15 protein-coding genes are annotated in these 19,158 nt (G+C 59.2%); 9 read left to right on the top strand and 6 right to left on the bottom strand.

Annotation, left to right across the window (positions count from 1 at the left end):
- Positions 1-181 precede the first annotated feature (181 nt).
- The 3 genes from ACYZUA_RS21530 (at position 182) to ACYZUA_RS21520 (ending at position 4,848) form a co-directional block, all read left to right on the top strand.
- Complete coding sequence (locus ACYZUA_RS21530; protein ID WP_461960524.1) at positions 182-1,879, top strand: glutamine--tRNA ligase/YqeY domain fusion protein; 1,698 nt, start codon at positions 182-184, stop codon at positions 1,877-1,879.
- 15 nt (positions 1,880-1,894) lie between these two features.
- On the top strand, positions 1,895-3,277 hold the full coding sequence (cysS, locus tag ACYZUA_RS21525; protein ID WP_461960523.1) for a cysteine--tRNA ligase: 1,383 nt from the start codon (positions 1,895-1,897) through the stop codon (positions 3,275-3,277).
- 362 nt (positions 3,278-3,639) lie between these two features.
- Positions 3,640-4,848 (top strand): MFS transporter, encoded by a 1,209-nt coding sequence (locus tag ACYZUA_RS21520; RefSeq protein WP_461960522.1) that lies wholly within the window; start codon positions 3,640-3,642, stop codon positions 4,846-4,848.
- Positions 4,849-5,057: 209 nt separating this feature from the next.
- Here ACYZUA_RS21520 and ACYZUA_RS21515 read toward each other — a convergent pair whose 3' ends face one another.
- Complete coding sequence (locus ACYZUA_RS21515) at positions 5,058-6,893, bottom strand: sigma-54-dependent Fis family transcriptional regulator (RefSeq protein WP_461960521.1); 1,836 nt, start codon at positions 6,891-6,893, stop codon at positions 5,058-5,060.
- Between the two features lie 288 nt (positions 6,894-7,181).
- On the opposite strand from ACYZUA_RS21515, the gene ACYZUA_RS21510 reads away from it, so the two are divergent.
- The 6 genes from ACYZUA_RS21510 to ACYZUA_RS21485 are packed head-to-tail and all read left to right on the top strand — an operon-like array spanning position 7,182 to position 13,118.
- Complete coding sequence (locus ACYZUA_RS21510) at positions 7,182-8,276, top strand: ABC transporter ATP-binding protein (protein ID WP_415768228.1); 1,095 nt, start codon at positions 7,182-7,184, stop codon at positions 8,274-8,276.
- Entirely contained in the window at positions 8,276-9,367 is a 1,092-nt protein-coding gene (locus tag ACYZUA_RS21505) for an ABC transporter ATP-binding protein (protein ID WP_461960520.1), read from the top strand. The genes ACYZUA_RS21510 and ACYZUA_RS21505 overlap by 1 nt, the downstream gene beginning before the upstream one ends.
- 2 nt (positions 9,368-9,369) lie before the next feature.
- A complete protein-coding gene (locus tag ACYZUA_RS21500) occupies positions 9,370-10,236 on the top strand; it encodes a carbohydrate ABC transporter permease (RefSeq protein ID WP_074878246.1) in 867 nt (288 codons plus the stop codon).
- A gap of 8 nt (positions 10,237-10,244) precedes the next feature.
- Positions 10,245-11,045 carry a carbohydrate ABC transporter permease gene (locus tag ACYZUA_RS21495; RefSeq protein WP_017339615.1) on the top strand — a complete coding sequence of 267 codons (801 nt, stop codon included), beginning with the start codon at positions 10,245-10,247 and terminating at the stop codon, positions 11,043-11,045.
- 10 nt (positions 11,046-11,055) lie between these two features.
- The gene (locus tag ACYZUA_RS21490; RefSeq protein WP_008146061.1) at positions 11,056-11,328 is read left to right on the top strand and encodes a DUF2160 domain-containing protein; all 273 of its coding nucleotides are present in this window, start codon (positions 11,056-11,058) and stop codon (positions 11,326-11,328) included.
- Positions 11,329-11,375: 47 nt separating this feature from the next.
- Positions 11,376-13,118 carry an ABC transporter substrate-binding protein gene (locus ACYZUA_RS21485; protein WP_461960519.1) on the top strand — a complete coding sequence of 581 codons (1,743 nt, stop codon included), beginning with the start codon at positions 11,376-11,378 and terminating at the stop codon, positions 13,116-13,118.
- 375 nt (positions 13,119-13,493) lie between these two features.
- On the opposite strand, the gene ACYZUA_RS21480 is transcribed toward ACYZUA_RS21485, so the two are convergent.
- The 5 genes from ACYZUA_RS21480 to nuoK form a co-directional block, all read right to left on the bottom strand.
- Positions 13,494-13,679, bottom strand: coding sequence for a hypothetical protein (locus ACYZUA_RS21480; protein WP_461960518.1), 186 nt, complete (start codon positions 13,677-13,679; stop codon positions 13,494-13,496).
- A gap of 276 nt (positions 13,680-13,955) precedes the next feature.
- Positions 13,956-15,419 (bottom strand): NADH-quinone oxidoreductase subunit NuoN, encoded by a 1,464-nt coding sequence (gene nuoN / locus ACYZUA_RS21475; protein ID WP_095128989.1) that lies wholly within the window; start codon positions 15,417-15,419, stop codon positions 13,956-13,958.
- A 7-nt stretch (positions 15,420-15,426) separates the two neighbouring features.
- Positions 15,427-16,959, bottom strand: coding sequence for an NADH-quinone oxidoreductase subunit M (nuoM, locus tag ACYZUA_RS21470; protein ID WP_461960517.1), 1,533 nt, complete (start codon positions 16,957-16,959; stop codon positions 15,427-15,429).
- A 39-nt stretch (positions 16,960-16,998) separates the two neighbouring features.
- Positions 16,999-18,852 (bottom strand): NADH-quinone oxidoreductase subunit L, encoded by a 1,854-nt coding sequence (gene nuoL / locus ACYZUA_RS21465; RefSeq protein WP_461960516.1) that lies wholly within the window; start codon positions 18,850-18,852, stop codon positions 16,999-17,001.
- Entirely contained in the window at positions 18,849-19,157 is a 309-nt protein-coding gene (gene nuoK / locus ACYZUA_RS21460) for an NADH-quinone oxidoreductase subunit NuoK (RefSeq protein WP_007946416.1), read from the bottom strand. Before nuoK ends, nuoL begins: the two co-directional genes overlap by 4 nt.
- Position 19,158 lies beyond the last annotated feature (1 nt).

The following is a 19,158-nucleotide window of genomic DNA, read 5'->3' as shown; positions in this document are numbered from 1 at the left end:
CGCAGTTTAGCGTGCCGGGCGCGAATTTCGAGGCTGTTTTTCATTTGCATTCGATTAAATGCAGCCGTTTTTTGCCCTGTGCTGTCAGCGACTTGACGGCATCGGCTATGATAAGCCCCTTTGTTTTAACCGCCGCTTTGATTTGGCCAACTGGCCGCGCACTTGTACGTTCAAGGATCCTATGAGCAAGCCCACTGTCGACCCTACCTCGAATTCCAAGACCGGCCCTGCCGTGCCGGTCAATTTCCTGCGCCCGATCATCCAGGCGGACCTGGACTCGGGTAAGCACACGCAGATCGTCACCCGTTTCCCGCCTGAGCCCAACGGCTACCTGCACATCGGTCACGCCAAGTCGATTTGCGTGAACTTCGGCCTGGCCCAGGAATTTGGCGGCGTCACGCACCTGCGTTTCGACGACACCAACCCGGCCAAGGAAGACCAGGAATACATCGACGCGATCGAAAGCGACGTCAAATGGCTGGGCTTCGAATGGTCCGGTGAAGTGCGCTACGCCTCGCAGTATTTCGACCAGTTGCACGACTGGGCCGTTGCGCTGATCAAGGCCGGCAAGGCCTACGTCGATGACCTGAGCCCTGAACAGGCCAAGGAATACCGTGGCAGCCTGACCGAGCCGGGCAAGAACAGCCCGTTCCGCGATCGTTCCGTGGAAGAGAACCTGGATTGGTTCGCCCGCATGAAGGCCGGTGAATTCAAGGACGGCGCACGCGTGTTGCGGGCCAAGATCGACATGGCCTCGCCGAACATGAACCTGCGCGACCCGATCATGTATCGCATCCGCCACGCTCACCACCACCAGACCGGTGACAAGTGGTGCATCTACCCGAACTACGACTTCACCCACGGTCAGTCGGACGCCATCGAAGGCATCACTCACTCGATCTGCACCCTGGAGTTCGAAAGCCATCGTCCGCTGTACGAGTGGTTCCTCGAGAACCTGCCCGTACCGGCGCAACCGCGTCAGTACGAATTCAGCCGCCTGAACCTGAATTACACGATCACCAGCAAGCGCAAGCTCAAGCAACTGGTCGATGAAAAGCACGTTCTTGGCTGGGACGATCCGCGCATGTCCACGCTGTCCGGCTTCCGCCGCCGTGGCTACACGCCGAAATCGATCCGCAACTTCTGCGAAATGATCGGCACCAACCGTTCCGACGGCGTGGTCGACTTCGGCATGCTGGAATTCAGCATCCGTGACGACCTCGACCACAGCGCCCCGCGTGCCATGTGCGTGCTGCGTCCGCTGAAAGTCGTGATCACCAACTACCCGGAAGGCCAGGTCGAAAACCTCGAATTGGCGTGCCACCCGAAAGAAGACATGGGCGTGCGCGTTCTGCCGTTCGCCCGTGAGATCTACATCGACCGTGAAGATTTCATGGAAGAGCCGCCAAAAGGCTACAAACGCCTGGAACCTGCTGGCGAAGTGCGTCTGCGCGGCAGTTACGTGATTCGCGCCGACGAAGCGATCAAGGACGCCGATGGCAACATCGTCGAACTGCGTTGCTCGTATGACCCGGAAACCCTGGGCAAGAACCCTGAAGGCCGCAAGGTCAAAGGCGTGGTGCACTGGGTGCCGGCCGCGGCCAGCGTCGAGTGCGAAGTGCGTCTGTACGATCGCCTGTTCCGTTCGGCCAACCCTGAGAAGGCCGAAGACAGCGCCAGTTTCCTGGACAACATCAACCCTGACTCGCTGCAAGTCCTCACCGGTTGTCGTGCCGAGCCTTCGCTTGGCAATGCACAGCCGGAAGACCGTTTCCAGTTCGAGCGCGAAGGTTACTTCTGCGCGGATATCAAGGACTCGAAACCCGGTCATCCGGTGTTCAACCGTACCGTGACCTTGCGTGATTCGTGGGGCCAGTGATTCAAGGAATCTAACGTGCTAACGATCTACAACACGCTCACCAAGAGCAAAGAAGTCTTCAAGCCTCTGGATGGCAACAAGGTGCGCATGTACGTCTGCGGGATGACCGTGTACGACTATTGCCACCTGGGCCACGGCCGCAGCATGGTCGCGTTCGACCTGGTGACCCGCTGGTTGCGGTTCAGCGGCTACGACCTGACTTACGTGCGCAACATCACCGACATCGACGACAAGATCATCAATCGGGCCAAGGAGAACGGCGAGTCGTTCGAAGCCTTGACCGAGCGTATGATCGCGGCGATGCACGAAGACGAAGCGCGCCTGAACATCCAGAAGCCGGACATGGAACCGCGCGCCACCGGTCATATCCCCGGCATGCACGCGATGATCCAGACCCTGATTGACAAGGGCTACGCCTACGCTCCGGGTAATGGCGACGTGTATTACCGCGTCGCCAAGTTCATGGGCTATGGCAAGCTGTCGCGCAAGAAAATCGAAGACCTGCGCATCGGCGCGCGGATCGAAGTCGACGAATCCAAGCAGGACCCGCTGGACTTCGTGCTGTGGAAGGGCGCCAAGCCGGGCGAGCCGAGCTGGCCTTCGCCTTGGGGCGATGGTCGTCCGGGCTGGCACATCGAGTGCTCGGTGATGTCGACCTGCTGCCTCGGCGAGACCTTCGACATTCATGGTGGCGGCAGCGACCTCGAGTTCCCGCACCACGAAAACGAAATCGCCCAGAGCGAAGCGGCCACCGGCAAGACCTACGCCAACGCGTGGATGCATTGCGGCATGATTCGCATCAATGGCGAGAAGATGTCCAAGTCCTTGAACAACTTCTTCACCATTCGCGACGTGCTGGAAAAGTACCACCCGGAAGTCGTGCGTTACCTGCTGGTGTCGAGCCACTACCGCAGTGCGATCAACTACTCGGAAGACAACCTCAAGGACGCCAAAGGCGCGCTCGAGCGTTTCTACCATGCGTTGAAAGGCCTGCCGAACGTGGCGCCTGCTGGCGGTGAAGCCTTTGTCGAGCGTTTCACTCAGGTGATGAACGACGACTTTGGTACGCCGGAAGCGTGCGCGGTGCTGTTCGAGATGGTTCGCGAGATCAACCGTCTGCGTGAGAGCGATCTCGATGCGGCGGCCGGTCTGGCAGCGCGCTTGAAGGAATTGGCCAGTGTGTTGGGCGTGTTGCAGCTTGAGGCTGATGACTTCCTGCAGGCCGGCGCTGAAGGGCGGGTGGATGCGGCTGAGGTTGATGCGTTGATTGCCGCGCGTCTGGCCGCTCGTGCTGGTAAAGATTGGGCCGAATCCGACCGTATCCGCGATCAGCTCACCGCCATGGGCGTGGTGCTGGAAGACGGGAAGGGCGGCACGACCTGGCGACTGGCTGACTGATCGCTGCGTTTGCTACAAACAAAACCCGCCTTGTGCGGGTTTTTGTTTATGGTTTGTCCGCGAGTGCGACGGCATCCTGAGATTCCCCCCTCACCCTAACCCTCTCCCCCAGGAGAGGGGACTGATTGGGGGATGTTCGGCATATTTTGCGACCTGAAAGTCTTGTCGTGAATCCATAATCGACTCGGTTTTTCAGGTCGATGTATGACGCCAGACACCTCGATCGGCCCCCTCTACCTCCGGGAGAGGGCTGGGGTGAGGGGTTGCTTTCGGTCTTCGCATACGTCTTGATGTCGGACGCAGCCTGACTGCGTCGCGTGCAGCCGGATGCTCATCAGCGGCGAGTACAAAATGGAGAAATCATGGCTAATCCCTATCGCGAACTTCTGACGACCCCGGGCGCCACGGGGTTGGTACTCGCGAGCGCCATTGCCCGTCTGCCACAGGCAATGATCGGCATCGGCATCATCACCATGTTGGTGCAGCAGACCGGTGTTTATTGGCTGGCCGGCGCGGTCGCCGGTACGTTTACCTTGGCCAATGCGCTGTTTGGCCCGCACATATCGAAACTGGTTGATCAGCGTGGCCAGAGTGGCGTGCTGCCCGTCGTGACGGCTGTCAGCATTGGCATGTTGCTGGCGCTGATCATCGCTGTGTACCTGCGGGCGCCGGTCGCGCTGCTGTTTGTTCTGGCGGCACTCGCGGGGACGATGCCGAGCATGCCGTCGATGATCCGGGCTCGATGGACACAGTTGTTCCGTGGCAGGCCGCAACTGCACACGGCGTTCTCTCTGGACACCGTGCTGACTGAACTCGCCTACATCATCGGCCCGCCACTGGCGATCGGTTTGAGCGTGAGCTTTTTCGCCGAAGCCGGGCCGCTGGTTGCCGTCGTGCTGCTGGCGGTCGGGATGACGACTTTTCTTATGCAGCGCCAGACAGAACCGAAAGTGGTCGTGGGCAACATCAGCCGCACCAGCTCTACATTGCTTATTCCCGGCGTACGCACCATCGTCCTCGCGCTGCTGGCGATGGGGGTGATTGGCGGATCAATCGACGTGGCAGTCGTGGCCTTCGCCAACGCACAAGGCTGGCCAGAGTCCGCCACGTTCATCCTCGCAGCCTATGCGCTCGGCTCGATGGTTGCGGGTCTGACATTTGGTGCGTTGAAGATTTCTCTGCCGATAGAAAAACAGTTCTTTATCGGGATATTGGTCACGGCACTCACAGGTGTTTTACCGATTTTCTCAGCGGACGTTTTTATCCTTTCAGGGATGCTGTTTATCGCTGGCGTGTCATTTGCGCCAACCATGGTGGTGGTGATGAATCTGGGTACGATCATCGTTCCGCCATCGAGGATTACCGAAGGCCTGACGTGGATGACCACCGGCATCAGCATCGGCGTAGCGCTCGGTGGCATGCTTTCGGGTCTGGTTATTGATGCCTATGGCGCGCGGGCAGGGTTTGGAGTGGCCATTGGCGCCGGTGTCGTGATGGTAGTTGTCGTGCTGGTTGGTCTGCGCACATTGAGTGCGGTCTCAGCTGCGAATGTTGAGCCAGCCTTTCAATAATTGGCACTGTCCGGAATTTCGCCCTCACCCTAACCCTCTCCCCCAGGAGAGGGGACTGATTCGGGGATGCTCAAGAGATACACCGACCTGAACGATTTGTGCCGAATCCATATTCAACTCGGTTTTTCAGGTCGATGTATGACGCCAGACACCTCGGTCGGCTCCCTCTCCCCCTGGGAGAGGGCTGGGGTGAGGGTAGTCTGGCTCACTTAATCTCCAAGTTGTCGCAGCCGCTTATAAAGGGTATTTCGGCTAACCCCGAGCCTGCGGGCCAAATGGGAGATATTCCCCCCAGCCGCCTGCAACTGCCGATTCAAGTCCTCGGCATCATTCAAATCCACCGCCAACGGCTCCGCCACCTCCACCGGCTCCAATTCCAAATCAACAAAGAAATCATCCGGCAAATGCTCCAGCCGCACCGGTTGCTCCTCGGCCATGGCCAGCGCTACCTGCATCACGCTGCTGACCTGTCTTAAATTCCCCGGCCACGGATGACGCCCGAACAACTCCAATACCTCTCTGCTCAAGCCGGCCCATTGGCTCGGCTCGCGGTGTTGTTCCCACAGACGTTTGAACAAGGCCTCTTTATCACTGCGTTCTCTTAACGGCGGCAGCTCCAAGGTCAAACCGCCGATGCGGTAGTACAGGTCTTCGCGGAAGCGCCCCAACTGAACCTGTTCGCGCAACGAGCGGTTGGTCGCCGAAATAATCCGTATATCCACCGGGAACAACTCGCTGCTGCCCACCGGTTGCACGCAACGCTCCTGCAACACTCGCAGCAGTCGAGCCTGAGTCGGCAACGGCATATCGCCGATTTCATCGAGGAACAGGGTGCCTTTGTCGGCCTTGCGAATCAGCCCGATGCTGCCTTTCTGGTTGGCACCGGTGAACGCGCCTTTCTCGTAGCCAAACAGTTCGGATTCCACCAATTCGGCGGGAATGGCTGCGCAGTTGACGGCGATGAACGGTTTTTTGCTTCGCGAACTGGCCTGATGCAGGGCTTTGACGAAGACTTCCTTGCCGACCCCGGTTTCGCCGTGGATCAACAACGGAATGTCTTTTTCCAGCAACCGCTCGGCCTGGCGCACGGCTTTCTCTACGCGGCTGTCGCCAAAATGCAGGGTATTGAGGCTGATCGCTGTGGGCGCCGGCACCGTGGGTTCAGCAAACACTCGGGCTTGAATCGGCGCTTGTTTTGGCCGTTTCAGCAGGCATTGAAAGCGGTTACGCCCCGAGGCTTGCAGGGCAAACGGCAGGCCGTCCGGCTGGTTCAGCAACTCCAGCAGCGAGACCTTGAACAGGCTTTCGACACTCACCCGCGACAGACTGATGCCCAGCAGATTGTCGGCCCGGCGGTTGGCGGACAGCACCTGACCGGTTTCATCAAAGATCAGCAGTCCGGCCCATTGGCTGTCAAGGTTGTTCAGTCCGGTGTTGAAGGTCAGTTGAAAATGCTGGCCATGGAACAGGTTGAGGATCAGCCGGTTTTCCACGGTCTGACTCATCATCTTGACCATGCCGAGGGTGTGAGACGGCGGCAGATAGCTGTCGCTGGACACATCCAGCACCGCGATTACCTTGCGTTCGGCATCGAAAATCGGTGCGGCGGAACCGGTCATGAATCGATTGGCTTTGAGGAAATGTTCATCGTGCTCGATGTGCACCGCCTGCTCGCAGGCCAGTGCAGTGCCAATCGCATTGGTGCCGCTGCAACGCTCCATCCAGCTGGCGCCGGCGCTGAAACCTCGGGTCAGGTTCGGCTCGATAAAACGCTGGGTGCCCCAGGACGTCAGCACCTGGCCCTGATTGTCGGCGAGCATGATCAGGCAGTTGGAGTTACTGAGGATGTTCTCGTAGTACGGCAAGACTTCCTGGTGAGTGGTTTGCACCAGTGAGTGCTGGCTCTCCAGCAGTTGCGCAATGCCCTCGGCCGGCAACTGATCGAACGCCGGGGCACTCTGATGATTGAGGCCGAACGCGCGGCAACGGGACCAGGAGTCCTGGATGATGGCGTCGTGGGAGAGCGGCAAGGCGGGTGCGGCCATGGCAATCGATCTCTGAGCGTTATTATTTTTGTTATGAGTAACGCGATCGCGGGGGATTCGAGTATTCGTGTCGCTAAAGCATCCGTAGAGTGTTGTTCACTATTGTTCATTGTCAACGGCTGGATTGTTCAATTGTTCAGTCGCGGTTGTTCATTTCTGTTCAGCAACGAACGCGGTTTTTCTTCCACTTCCAAGGATTCTCAAGCCGGATCAACGGCTTGCATTTTCTGGCACGAATGTCGCTCTGTAGCTCCGGTCGCTTGACTCCAATAATAAAAAGGCCGAGCCATGTCATTAACCCTGGAGCACGTCAGCCGCACCGTCGAGGGCCAGACCTGGATCGACGATGCGTGCCTTAATTTCGAAGCCGGATCCTTCAACGTTTTGCTCGGGCGCACGCTGTCCGGCAAAACCAGTCTCATGCGCCTGATGGCCGGTCTGGACAAGCCCGACAGCGGCCGCATTCTGATGAACGGCGTCGACGTCACCCAGCGCCCGGTGCGTTTGCGCAACGTTTCGATGGTCTATCAGCAGTTCATCAACTACCCGACCATGACGGTGTTCGAAAACATCGCCTCGCCCTTGCGCCAGGGCGGTGTGTCCAATGAGCTGATCCAGAGCAAAGTGCTGGAAACCGCGAAGATGTTGCGCATCGAGAAATTCCTCCAGCGCCATCCGCTTGAGCTTTCCGGCGGCCAGCAACAGCGCACGGCGATGGCCCGGGCGCTGGTCAAGGATGCCGAGCTGATCCTGTTCGACGAGCCGCTGGTGAACCTCGACTACAAGCTGCGCGAAGAACTGCGTCAGGAAATGCGCGAGCTGTTCAAGGCTCACCACACCATCGCCATCTACGCCACCACCGAACCCAACGAAGCCCTGGCGCTGGGCGGCACCACCACCATTCTTCACGAAGGCCGGGTGATTCAGAGCGGCAAGTCTTCCGAGGTTTATCACCAGCCGCAAACCGTGCTGGCGGCGGAGCTGTTCTCTGAGCCGCCGATCAATCTGATGCCGGGGCGTATCGCCGGCAACGAAGTCAGCTTCGCCAATTTCGTGCACTTCCCGCTGAACGTCGATTTGCGGCCGGTGGGCGAGGGCGAGTTCCGCTTTGGCGTACGGCCCAGCCATATTTCGCTGGTGCCGAGCAACGACGATGACCTGGAACTGGCGGTCACCGTCGAGGTGGCCGAGATCAGCGGGTCGGAAACCTTCCTCCATGTGCGAAACGAACATTTCCTGTTGGTGCTGCACTTGCCCGGCGTTCACGAATACGACGTCGATGCGCCGATTCGTATCTACATTCCGACCCATAAACTGTTTGTCTTCGATACGCAAGGGCGGCTGGTCCAGGCGCCCGGTCGCCGTATCGCGAGGGTTGCCTGATGGCCGAAATCCGTTTGCAGCACCTTGCCCACTGTTACACCCGGACGCCGAGCGGCCCCGAGGATTATGCGATCCGCGAGATGGACCACGTCTGGGAGCAGGGCGGTGCTTATGCCTTGCTCGGGCCTTCGGGCTGCGGCAAGTCGACCTTGCTCAACATCATTTCCGGGCTGCTCAGTCCGTCCCAGGGTCAGGTGCTGTTCGACAGCAAAGTGGTCAACGACCTGACCCCGGAGAAGCGCAACATCGCCCAGGTTTTCCAGTTTCCGGTGGTCTACGACACCATGACGGTGTTCGATAACCTGGCCTTCCCGCTGCGCAATCAGGGCATGGCCGAGGCGAAAATTCACAGCAAGGTGCAGGAAATCGCCGAAGTCCTCGACCTCCAGACGCTGCTGAGCAAGAAGGCGCGCAACCTCACCGCCGATGAAAAGCAGAAAGTCTCCATGGGCCGTGGGCTGGTGCGCGATGACGTGTCGGCGATCCTGTTCGATGAGCCGCTGACCGTGATCGACCCGCACCTGAAGTGGAAATTGCGACGCAAGCTCAAGCAGATCCACGAGCAGTTCAACATCACCATGGTCTATGTCACCCACGATCAACTCGAAGCCTCGACCTTCGCCGACAAGATCGCGGTGATGTACGGCGGGCAGATTGTGCAATTCGGTACGCCGAGAGAACTGTTCGAGCGACCGAGCCACACCTTTGTCGGCTATTTCATCGGCAGCCCGGGGATGAATCTGATCGAGGTACAGCCGCAGCCCGGCGGTGTCGGTTTCGCCTCGACTCATTTGCCGCTGTCCGATGCTCAGCAGAAGCGCATAGCCGAGTCCGAGTGGAAAACCCTGAAGGTTGGCATCCGTCCGGAGTTCGTGCACGTGTGGGACGAGCCGTTTGATGAGGCGATGCAGGCACAGGTCGTACACGTCGAAGACCTTGGCACCTACAAGATCATGACCCTGAACCTCGACGGCGCCCCTTTGAAAGTGCGCCTGGCCGAAGACAAGCCAGTGCCTGAGGGAACCGCCTACATCAGCTTTCCGGCGCAATGGTTGATGGTGTATGCCGACGAATACCTCCTGGAGACGTAGCCATGAACAAGGTGCAGAACAACAAGGCCTGGTGGCTGGTGTTGCCGGTGTTTTTGCTGGTGGCGTTCAGTGCGGTGATCCCGATGATGACGGTGGTCAACTACTCGGTGCAGGACATCTTCGACCAGTCCAGCCGCTACTTCGTCGGTGCCGACTGGTACAGGCAAGTGCTGCTCGATCCGCGCCTGCATGACTCGTTGCTGCGCCAGTTCATCTACTCCGGCTGTGTGCTGCTGATCGAAATCCCGCTGGGCATCGCCATCGCCCTGACCATGCCGACCAAGGGTCGCTGGTCATCGCTGGTGCTGATCATCCTGGCGATTCCGTTGCTGATTCCTTGGAACGTGGTCGGCACCATCTGGCAGATCTTCGGTCGGGCGGACATTGGTCTGCTCGGCGCCAGCCTCAAGGCTATGGGCATCAACTACAACTACGCGGCCAACACCATGGACGCCTGGGTCACGGTGCTGGTGATGGACGTCTGGCATTGGACGTCGTTGGTGGCGCTGTTGTGCTTCTCGGGGTTGCGGGCGATTCCGGACGTGTACTACCAGGCGGCGCGGATTGATCGGGCATCGGCCTGGGCGGTTTTCCGACACATCCAGCTGCCCAAGCTCAAGAGCGTATTGCTGATCGCGGTGATGCTGCGGTTCATGGACAGTTTCATGATCTACACCGAGCCGTTTGTGCTGACCGGTGGCGGTCCGGGTAATGCCACGACGTTCTTGAGTCAGACCCTGACGCAAATGGCGATCGGGCAGTTCGACCTCGGCCCGGCGGCGGCTTTCTCGCTGGTGTACTTCCTGATCATCCTGTTGGTGTCCTGGCTGTTCTACACCGCCATGACTCACTCTGACGCCAACCGCTGAGGTCTGCCATGAGTAAAAGAAAGCTCATTCCGCTGCTGATCTACATCCTGTTCCTGCTGGTGCCGATCTACTGGCTACTGAACATGTCTTTCAAGAGCAACACCGAAATCCTCAGCGGGCTGACGTTGTTTCCGCAGGACTTCACCTTTGCCAACTACAAGGTGATCTTCACCGATCCGGCCTGGTACACCGGTTACCTCAACTCGCTGTACTACGTGAGCCTGAACACGGTGATCTCGCTGAGCGTGGCATTGCCGGCGGCGTATGCGTTCTCGCGCTATCGGTTCCTCGGTGACAAGCACCTGTTCTTTTGGCTCCTGACCAACCGAATGGCGCCGCCGGCGGTGTTTTTGCTGCCGTTCTTCCAGTTGTATTCCTCGATCGGTTTATTCGATACGCACATCGCCGTCGCGTTGGCTCATTGCCTGTTTAACGTGCCGTTGGCGGTGTGGATCCTTGAGGGCTTCATGTCCGGCGTGCCGAAGGAGATCGACGAAACCGCCTACATCGACGGCTACAGTTTCCCCAAGTTCTTTGTGAAAATTTTCGTTCCGCTGATTGGCTCCGGGATCGGTGTGACGGCGTTTTTCTGCTTCATGTTTTCCTGGGTCGAACTGCTGCTGGCGCGAACCCTGACGTCGGTCAACGCCAAACCGATTGCGGCGGTGATGACGCGCACGGTCTCGGCGTCCGGTATCGACTGGGGCGTGCTGGCGGCGGCGGGGGTATTGACTATCCTGCCAGGCATGCTGGTGATCTGGTTTGTTCGCAACCACGTGGCCAAGGGCTTTGCCCTGGGCCGGGTCTGAGGAGCTGATGATGGAATGGATGAGTTGGACCGGCCCTACGGCGGCATTCTTCAGTGTCATTGCCTTGATTCTGGTGGGCATGACGACCTGGGAACTGCGTTCGCCGAGCATTCTTCGGCGTGGTTTGTTGCCGATTGCCACCACCCGTGGCGATCGGTTGTTCATCGGTCTTCTCGGCAGCGCCTACCTGCATTTGCTGGTAATCGGCGTCACCGACTGGAGCATCTGGGTTGCGTTCGCGTTGTCCCTGGTGTGGCTGTTGGCTGTGATGCGTTGGGGCTAGTCGAATCGCTCGGCAAAGTTGCTCCGAAACCCTAAAAGGAGGTCTCTATGTTCGACAAAAACAATAAGCTGCGACATAGCGTTTCATTGGCAGCCATGCTGGCACTCAGCGGGTTGAGCGCTGCAGCCTGGGCCGATGCCTATGAAGATGCGGCCAAGAAATGGATTAGCAGCGAATTCAAACCGTCCACCCTGACCGAAGCCCAGCAGCTCGAAGAGCTGAAGTGGTTCATCAAGGCGTCCGAGCCGTTTCGCGGGATGAGCATCAAGGTGGTCTCGGAAACCATCGCGACCCACGAATATGAATCCAAAGTGCTGGCCAAAGCCTTTACCGAAATCACCGGGATCAAGCTGACCCACGACTTGCTGCAAGAAGGCGACGTGGTGGAAAAGCTGCAGACCCAGATGCAGTCGGACAAGAACATCTATGACGGCTGGGTCAACGACTCGGACCTGATCGGCACGCACTTTCGCTACGGCAAAACCGAATCGATCACCGACCTGATGGCCAACGAAGGCAAGGCCTATACCTCGCCGACCCTGGACATCAAAGACTTCATCGGCATCTCGTTCACCACCGCGCCGGACGGCAAGATCTATCAACTGCCCGACCAGCAGTTCGCCAACCTTTACTGGTTTCGCGCCGACTGGTTCGAGCGGGCGGATCTGAAAGCAAAATTCAAAGAAAAATACGGTTATGAACTGGGCGTGCCGGTGAACTGGTCGGCCTATGAAGACATCGCCAAATTCTTCAGCGAAGACGTCAAGGAAATCGACGGCAAGCGCGTCTACGGTCACATGGACTACGGCAAGAAAGATCCGTCCCTCGGCTGGCGCTTCACCGATGCCTGGTTCTCCATGGCCGGCGCTGGCGACAAAGGCATTCCCAACGGCTTGCCGGTGGACGAGTGGGGCATCCGGGTCGAGGACTGCCATCCGGTTGGTTCCAGCGTGACCCGCGGCGGCGACACCAACGGCCCGGCGGCGGTCTATGCCACCACCAAATACGTCGACTGGCTGAAGAAATATGCGCCACCGGAAGCGGCGGGCATGACCTTCTCCGAATCCGGTCCGGTGCCGTCCCAGGGCAACATCGCGCAGCAGATCTTCTGGTACACCGCGTTTACCGCCGACATGACCAAACCGGGCTTGCCGGTGATGAACGCCGACGGCACGCCGAAATGGCGCATGGCACCGTCGCCGAAAGGTCCGTATTGGGAAGAGGGCATGAAACTCGGTTATCAGGACGCCGGTTCCTGGACCTTCCTCAAATCCACGCCAGAGAAGCAAAGACTGGCGGCCTGGTTGTACGCGCAGTTCGTGACTTCGAAAACCGTATCCCTGAAGAAAACCATCGTTGGCCTGACGCCGATCCGCGAGTCGGACATCAACTCGCAAGCCATGACCGACCTGGCACCGAAACTCGGTGGTCTGGTTGAGTTCTATCGCAGCCCGGCCCGTGTGCAATGGACCCCGACCGGGACCAACGTGCCGGACTATCCGCGTTTGGCGCAACTGTGGTGGAGCCACATCGCCGAAGCCGCCAGCGGCGAGAAAACCCCGCAACAGGCGCTGGATGGTTTGGCCAAAGATCAGGACGCGATCATGACCCGTCTGGAACGCTCGAAAGCGCAAGCCACCTGCGCACCGAAAATGAACCCCGAGCGCGACGCGCAGTACTGGTTGGATCAACCGGGTGCACCGAAGCCGAAACTGGCGAACGAGAAGCCTAAAGGTGAAACGGTGAGCTATGCCGAACTGCTGAAATCGTGGGAGGCGGCGCGTAAGTAAGCGTCTGTAATGTGAAACGCGAACGGCACCGAGAGGTGCCGTTTTCATTTTTGCCTGATGGACCGCTTTTGCGAACAAGCCCGCACACGGTATTCCGGAGTGCCAGCAGACTTTGTGTGCACCGCTAAGGCCCGCTGGCATGGTCGCCGGGTGACAACGTCGCAAGCTGTGGATAACGCTTGGGGGATGGGGGAATTACAATTTCGTCATGTGGAGCGAGCCCCAAGTACACGAATCCTTGTAGGAGTGAGCCTGCTCGCGATGGCGGAATGTCAGGCAATGAAGATGTTGATTGTGCCGACGCCATCGCGAGCAGGCTCGCTCCCACATTGGTTTGGGTGAGTCTGATGAATCACATGTGCGCAGATGTGGCTTCTATTTTTCGAAGGTATCTAGCATACCGTCTGACAGAGGGGCATCGAGGTCATCGGGAAGTGTGAGTTTGCCCTTCATGGCGCCGATCCGTTGTACGCGCGTTTTTTTCAAAGTAACTCTGCTTTGGCGTTCTTCGGCTAACGCCTCGAGGCCGTCCATCAACTCTGAAAAAACATCTCGCTTCATGGTTCGCGATCTCCACTTGATAGTTGAGCTTCAAATTTAACGACAAATGGCTCCTGTCGAATGTCAGCCATTGCTCACCGCTTTGCAGGCAAACTCCGAAAAAGGGGGAGGGCGTTGAAGATCAAAAGATCGCAGCCTTCGGCAGTTCCTACAGGGCGCACGCCATCCCAATGTAGGAGCTGCCGAAGGCTGGGATCTTTTGATGTTGAATCCCACAAAAACAAAAACGGCACCCGAAGGTGCCGTTTCTGTTTTCTACCAAGTACCGCTAAACAATCAACCGGCCAACCCCGCCTGCTGAACCAGGATCAGCAACGGCTGCGGATACAGACCAAGGAAGAACGCCAGTGCAGCGATCGCCAGCAGCATCACGCCGCCTGCACGTTGTTCCCAGTGCAGTTGCGCATCGTGGCGACGCAGGTTTGGTTCGATCAGGAACAGGGTGACCATCACACGCAGGTAGTAGAAGACGCCGATGGCGCTGCCCAGAACCAGGGAGCCGACCAGCCACCATTGGTGCGACTCAACACCGGTAGCGATGATGTAGAACTTGCCGATGAAGCCCGCGGTCAGCGGGATGCCGGCCAGGGACAGCATCATCACGGTCAGTACGGCGGTCAGGTACGGACGGCGCCAGAACAGGCCACGGTATTCGTACAGGGCATCTGCGTCACGGCCGTTGTACGGCGAGGACATCAGGGTGATCACGCCGAACGCGCCGAGGCTGGTGATCACGTAGGTGACCAGGTACACGCCGATGGCTTCCACGGCCAGACCCTTGCTCGCCACCAGGGCGATCAGCAGGTAACCGAAGTGAGCGATGGACGAGTAGCCCAGCAGACGCTTGAGGTTGCTCTGGGTCAGTGCCAGCAGGTTACCGAACAGGATCGACGCGATGGCGATGATGGTCAGCACGTCGCTCAGTACACCGCTGCTCGCCGCCGGCGAGATCTGGAACAGACGCACCATTACTGCGAACACAGCGACTTTCGAAGCGGTGGCCAGGAACGCGGCCACCGGTGCCGGAGCACCTTCGTAAACGTCCGGAGTCCAGAGGTGGAACGGTACCAGCGACAGCTTGAACGCCAGACCGATCAGCATCATGCCCAGGCCCAGTTGCGCCAGCGAGCTTGGCAGGCCGGTGGCCGCGAGGGCCTGGCCGATACCGACGAAGCTCAGGCTGCCGGAATCGGCATACAGCAGGGCCATACCGAACAACAGGAACGCAGAACCGGCGGCCGACAGCACCATGTACTTGATACCGGCTTCCAGCGAACGCTTGTTGAAGAAGGCGTAAGCCACCAGACCGTAGACCGGTACCGAGAGCAGTTCCAGACCGATGAACAACCCGGCCAGGTGCTGCGCGCTGACCAGTACCAGGCCACCGGCGGCGGCCATCAGAATCAGCAGGTAAAGTTCTTCACGGTTGCCCGGATAACCCGAACCGCCATCGCCGAGGTAGGCGTGGGCGAGGGTCACACAAGCGAGGGTGGCGACCAGGATCAGCGCCATGTACAAGCAAGCGAAGGTGTCGATTTGCAGCAATGGAGTCACGGCCAGAGGCGCGACTTTCAGGGCTGGCAGGATCGACAGCAACGCCAGGTTCAGACCCGCCACGGAAATCAGGAAGGTCTGCGAGTGGTTGCGGCGCCAGGCGATCGCCAGCATCACCACGATGATCGTGACGCTGGTGATCAACAACGGCGCAAGCGCGATAAAGTGTTGAGTCGTGAATTCCATAGCGCTCTTACCGGGCCGAAGCGAGTTGAGTGAAGGCGGTGCCGAGCCATTGCTGCACGCCATGCATCGTCGCAGCAGAGGTATCGAGGAACGGTTGCGGGTACACGCCGATGTAAATCAGCAACGCTGCCAGACCGACCACCATGATCAGTTCGCGACCATCCATGCCACGCAGCACCACGTCCGATTTGGACGGGCCGAAGTAGGCACGGTGAATCATGATCAGCGAGTAGACCGAACCGAACACCAGACCGGACGTCGCGATGATAGTGATCCATGGGGCGCTCGGGAACGTGCCGATCAGGATCAGGAATTCGCCGACGAAGTTACCGGTCGCCGGCAAGCCCAGGGAGGCCGCCGCGAAGAACAGGCTGACGCCTGGCAGGTAGGTGATCTTCGACCACAGGCCACCCATTTCACGCATGTCGCGAGTGTGAGTGCGCTCGTAGAGTTGGCCACACAGGATAAAGAGTGCCGCCGCCGACAGACCGTGCGCGAGCATCAGCATCACCGCGCCCTGCAGCGCCAGTTGGCTGCCGGAGTAGATGCCGATCAGCACGAAGCCCATGTGCGAAACGCTGGAGTACGCGACCAGACGCTTGATGTCAGTTTGCGCGAACGCCAGGAACGCACCGTAGAAGATCCCGATCAGACCCAGGGTCATGGCGAACGGCGCGAACTCGGCCGAAGCATTCGGGAACAGCGGCAGGGCGAAACGCAGCAGACCGTAAGCCGCCGTTTTCAACAAGATACCGGCCAGGTCGACCGAACCCGCTGTCGGCGCCTGGGCGTGAGCGTCAGGCAACCAGGAGTGGAACGGCACCACTGGCAGCTTCACCGCAAAGGCGATGAAGAAGCCGAGCATCAGGATGTACTCGGTGGTCAGCGACATCTTGGTTTTCAACAGGTCGGCGTAGTTGAAGGTAATCACGCCGGTGTCGTCGAAGTTGACCAGGACCAGACCCAGGATCGCCACCAACATGATCAGGCCGGAAGCCTGAGTGAAGATGAAGAACTTGGTCGCCGCGTAGATCCGGGTTTTCTTGCCGTCCGAAGAACTGTGACCCCAGAGCGCGATGAGGAAGTACATCGGCACCAGCATCATTTCCCAGAAGAAGAAGAACATGAACAGGTCGAGGGCGAGGAACACACCGACGACACCGCCCAGGATCCACATCAGGTTCAAGTGGAAGAAGCCAACGTGACGCTGGATCTCTTTCCACGAGCAGAGTACCGAGAGGATACCCAGCAGACCGGTCAGCATGATCATCAACAGCGACAGGCCGTCGAGGGCCAGGTGCACGCTGATGCCGAAGCGCTCGATCCAGATGTGCTTGAACTCAAGCACCCAGCTCGGATCGGCGCCAGGCGCCGGGGCAAGTGAATAGTCACCGTTGGCCCACAGCCAGAGGCCGAGGGAGAGCAACAGGGACATGGTGATCAGCGCAATCCAGCGGGGGAGGGTAGCGCCGAAGCGCTCACCCATCCAGCACAGCAGGCCGCCGATGAAGGGGATCAGGATTAGCCAAGGCAGAATCATGACGGGCTCAATTCCTTTCGCAAGTTCGCAAGGTTCATATCAGACCGCTACCAGCACGATGGCGCCGATGACCAGCACGGAGCCGGCTGCCATCGATGCCGCGTACCAACGCAGTTGACCGGTTTCGGTACGGCTCAGGGCGGTGTGACCACCTTTGGCCATACGCGGGATCAGACCGATGGTCTGGTCGAGCGGGTCTCTGCGCAGTGCGTGGCTGATCGCAAGGTATGGCTTGACGAACAGTTTGTCGTAGATCCAGTCGAAGCCCCAGGCGGCGAACCACCAGGCCGAAAGGAAGCGGCCGATGCCGCTGTTGGCGATTGCAGTGACGAAACGACGCTTGCCGAGGAACAGCAGCGCGGCCAGCAGGATACCGGCCAGGGCGATGGCGCCCGACGCGATTTCCAGACTGTGCTTGGCTTCGCCGCCGGCATGGCCGACGCTTTCCGGCAGCACGCCGTGCAGCGGTGGAACGATCATCGCGCCAATGGCGGTAGACAATACGATCAGCACCGACAGTGGCAGCCAGTGAGCGATGCCGTGACCGGCGTGCGCTTCGGTCTTCACTTCACCGTGGAACGCGATGAAGATCAGGCGGAACGTGTACAGCGACGTCATGAACGCACCCACCAGACCTGCATACAGCAAACCGTGGTTGCCGCTGGCGAACGCTTCCCAGAGGATTTCGTCCTTGGAGTAGAAGCCTGCGGTCACCAGTGGCAGGGCAGACAATGCCGCGCCGCCGACGATGAAGCTGGCGTAGGCCAGTGGCAGTTTCTTCCACAGACCGCCCATCTTGAAGATGTTCTGCTCGTGGTGGCAGGCAACGATCACCGCACCGGATGCAAGGAACAGCAGCGCCTTGAAGAAGGCGTGGGTCATCAGGTGGAAGATCGCGCCATCCCACGCGCCAACGCCCAGGGCCAGGAACATGTAGCCGATCTGGCTCATGGTCGAGTAGGCGAGGATACGTTTGATGTCGGTCTGAACCAGTGCAGCAAAACCTGCCAGCACCAGGGTCACACCGCCGACAACGCCAACCAGGTGCAGGATATCCGGCGCCAGGGCAAACAGACCGTGAGTACGGGCGATCAGGTAGACACCGGCGGTCACCATGGTTGCGGCGTGGATCAGTGCCGAAACCGGAGTAGGACCGGCCATTGCGTCCGCCAGCCAGGTTTGCAGCGGCAGTTGCGCGGATTTACCGACAGCGCCGCCCAGCAGCATCAGGGTCGCCATGACCATCCAGAAGTCGCCAGACTGGAATTTCTGCGGCGCCAGCACCAGCAGTTCCTGGATGTTCAGCGTGCCCAGTTGCGCGAACAGGATGAACAGGCCGATGGCCATGAACACGTCGCCGATACGGGTGACGATGAAGGCTTTGAGTGCCGCGTTACCGTTGTTGCGGTTGCTGTAGTAGAAACCGATCAACAGGTACGAGCACAGGCCCACGCCTTCCCAACCGAAGTACAGGAACAACAGGTTATCGCCCAGGACCAGGAACAGCATGCTGGCGATAAACAGGTTGGTGTAGGCGAAGAAGCGCGAGTAACCGGCTTCACCGCGCATGTACCAGGACGCGAACAGGTGGATCAGGAAGCCAACGCCGACCACCACACCGAGCATGGTCAGGGACAGACCATCCAGGTACAGCGCGAAGTTAGGCGTAAAGCCTTCCACCGCCATCCACTGCCACAACACCTGCGTGTAGTGACCACCTTCAGGTGGCGCAACGTTGAACTGCCAGATCACATAAGCCGTGACGATGGCAGACAAGCCGATGGAACCGACGCCAATCAGCGCCGACAGGTTTTCCGAAAAACGGCCGCGTGAGAACGCCAGCAGCAGGAAACCTATGAGAGGGAATACGAAAGTCAGATAGAGAAGATTCATCCGCGCATCTCGCTGGCAGCGTCGATATCGAGAGTGTGGAAGCGGCGATACAGCTGCAACAGAATCGCCAGGCCAATACTGGCCTCGGCGGCTGCCAGGCTGATCACCAGGATGAACATGATCTGTCCATCCGGCTGCGCCCAGCGGCTACCGGCAACGATGAAGGCCAGTGCGGAGGCATTCATCATGACCTCCAGGCTCATCAGCACGAAGAGAATGTTGCGCCGGACCATCAGGCCGACCAGACCGAGGCAGAACAGGATGCCGGCGACCGCCAGACCATGCTCCATAGGGATAGCAGGCATC

The sequence above is a fragment of the Pseudomonas sp. LS2P72 genome, from assembly GCF_054897865.1.
Note: the sequence above shows the minus strand (reverse complement) of the source record. Positions and strands in the feature narration are given on the sequence as shown.

What these genes read in the sequence shown, in the direction of transcription:
- ACYZUA_RS21530 (WP_461960524.1), top strand. Translation starts at nt 182, where the DNA reads ATGAGCAAGCCCACTGTCGACCCTACCTCGAATTCCAAGACCGGCCCT.
- ACYZUA_RS21520 (WP_461960522.1), top strand. Translation starts at nt 3,640, where the DNA reads ATGGCTAATCCCTATCGCGAACTTCTGACGACCCCGGGCGCCACGGGG.
- ACYZUA_RS21515 (WP_461960521.1), bottom strand. Translation starts at nt 6,893, where the DNA reads ATGGCCGCACCCGCCTTGCCGCTCTCCCACGACGCCATCATCCAGGAC.
- ACYZUA_RS21510 (WP_415768228.1), top strand. Translation starts at nt 7,182, where the DNA reads ATGTCATTAACCCTGGAGCACGTCAGCCGCACCGTCGAGGGCCAGACC.
- ACYZUA_RS21505 (WP_461960520.1), top strand. Translation starts at nt 8,276, where the DNA reads ATGGCCGAAATCCGTTTGCAGCACCTTGCCCACTGTTACACCCGGACG.
- ACYZUA_RS21500 (WP_074878246.1), top strand. Translation starts at nt 9,370, where the DNA reads ATGAACAAGGTGCAGAACAACAAGGCCTGGTGGCTGGTGTTGCCGGTG.
- ACYZUA_RS21495 (WP_017339615.1), top strand. Translation starts at nt 10,245, where the DNA reads ATGAGTAAAAGAAAGCTCATTCCGCTGCTGATCTACATCCTGTTCCTG.
- ACYZUA_RS21490 (WP_008146061.1), top strand. Translation starts at nt 11,056, where the DNA reads ATGGAATGGATGAGTTGGACCGGCCCTACGGCGGCATTCTTCAGTGTC.
- ACYZUA_RS21485 (WP_461960519.1), top strand. Translation starts at nt 11,376, where the DNA reads ATGTTCGACAAAAACAATAAGCTGCGACATAGCGTTTCATTGGCAGCC.
- ACYZUA_RS21480 (WP_461960518.1), bottom strand. Translation starts at nt 13,679, where the DNA reads ATGAAGCGAGATGTTTTTTCAGAGTTGATGGACGGCCTCGAGGCGTTA.
- nuoN (WP_095128989.1), bottom strand. Translation starts at nt 15,419, where the DNA reads ATGGAATTCACGACTCAACACTTTATCGCGCTTGCGCCGTTGTTGATC.
- nuoM (WP_461960517.1), bottom strand. Translation starts at nt 16,959, where the DNA reads ATGATTCTGCCTTGGCTAATCCTGATCCCCTTCATCGGCGGCCTGCTG.
- nuoL (WP_461960516.1), bottom strand. Translation starts at nt 18,852, where the DNA reads ATGAATCTTCTCTATCTGACTTTCGTATTCCCTCTCATAGGTTTCCTG.
- nuoK (WP_007946416.1), bottom strand. Translation starts at nt 19,157, where the DNA reads ATGCCTGCTATCCCTATGGAGCATGGTCTGGCGGTCGCCGGCATCCTG.